1 protein-coding gene is annotated in these 1,070 nt (G+C 69.0%); it reads right to left on the minus strand.

Going from position 1 to position 1,070, the window contains the following annotated elements; genetic code table 11:
- Positions 1–954 carry an IS481 family transposase gene (locus tag ACWEO5_RS38515; RefSeq protein ID WP_452166712.1) on the minus strand — a complete coding sequence of 318 codons (954 nt, stop codon included), beginning with the start codon at positions 952–954 and terminating at the stop codon, positions 1–3.
- Between the last annotated feature and the right edge of the window lie 116 nt (positions 955–1,070).

Consider the following 1,070-nt stretch of genomic DNA (forward strand, 5'->3'; position numbering starts at 1 on the left):
CTAGTTGTTCTGTCCTGTGAGGTTGGGGACGCGGGTGGCGGGTGGTTGGCCTGCGAGTGCGGTGTGTCCGCGGTGGTGATTGTAGGTGTGGAGCCAGGCGGGGTAGGCGTCTCGGCGTTCCTGTTCGGTGCGGTAGGGCTTGGCGTAGGCCCATTCGTCGAGCAGGGTGCGGTTGAAGCGTTCGACTTTGCCGTTGCTCTGCGGCCGGTAGGGGCGGGTGCGTTTGTGCGTGATCCCGCCGGACGCGAGGGTGTCGCGCCAGAGGCGGGACTTGTAGCAGGAGCCGTTGTCGGTCATGACCCGCTTCACGGTGATCCCGGCCCGGGCGAAGAAGTCGTTCGCCCGGGCCCAGAACGCGGTGGCGGTCTCCTTGCGCTCGTCCGTGAGGATCTCGCTGTAGGCCAGGCGGGAGTGGTCGTCGACGGCGTTGTGCAGGTAGCTGTAGCCGACGCCGGAGCGGTTCTTGCGGCCTGCGGGGCGGCCCAGTGCCCTGTGTCCGCCGCCGTCGGGGATGTTGCCGAGCTTCTTGACGTCGACGTGGACCAACTCGCCCGGCGCGCAATGCTCGTAGCGTCGTATCGGCCGTCCGGTGGCACGGTCGAGGTGCGAGAGGCGGGCGAGTCGGTAGCGGGTGAGGACGCGGTGCACGGTGGCCGGGTTGAGCTTGAGCAGGTAGGCGATGCGGGCCGGGCCCCATCGGCGCAGGACGCGGACCTTGATGATCCGCCGCTCGGTGCGGGTCGGGGTCCGGTTCGGGCTGTGGTGCGGCCGGCTGGAGCGGTCGCTCATGCCGGCCTCGCCGAGCTCCCGGTAGCGGTCCGCCCACCGCATGGCCGTGGTCGGTGAGACCTGGAAGCGCTCGGCGGCCCGCCGCAGCGGCCAGCCGTCCTCGACCACGCAGCGGGCCAGGCGCAGCCGTCCGGTCTCGGTCAGCGGTGCGTTACGGTGTGGCATGAGGGCCTTTCTGGTCGCCGGTGCAGATGTCGCAATCCACACCAGGCCAGAAGGCCCTCACTCATTTCAAGATCACCACACCGTGAACCCCGTCACCAACCTCCATGGTCAGAACA

The organism is Kitasatospora sp. NPDC004272, assembly GCF_053603035.1.

Excerpts from the sequence above, each read along its gene's own strand:
- ACWEO5_RS38515 (WP_452166712.1), bottom strand. The coding sequence starts at position 954 with ATGCCACACCGTAACGCACCGCTGACCGAGACCGGACGGCTGCGCCTG.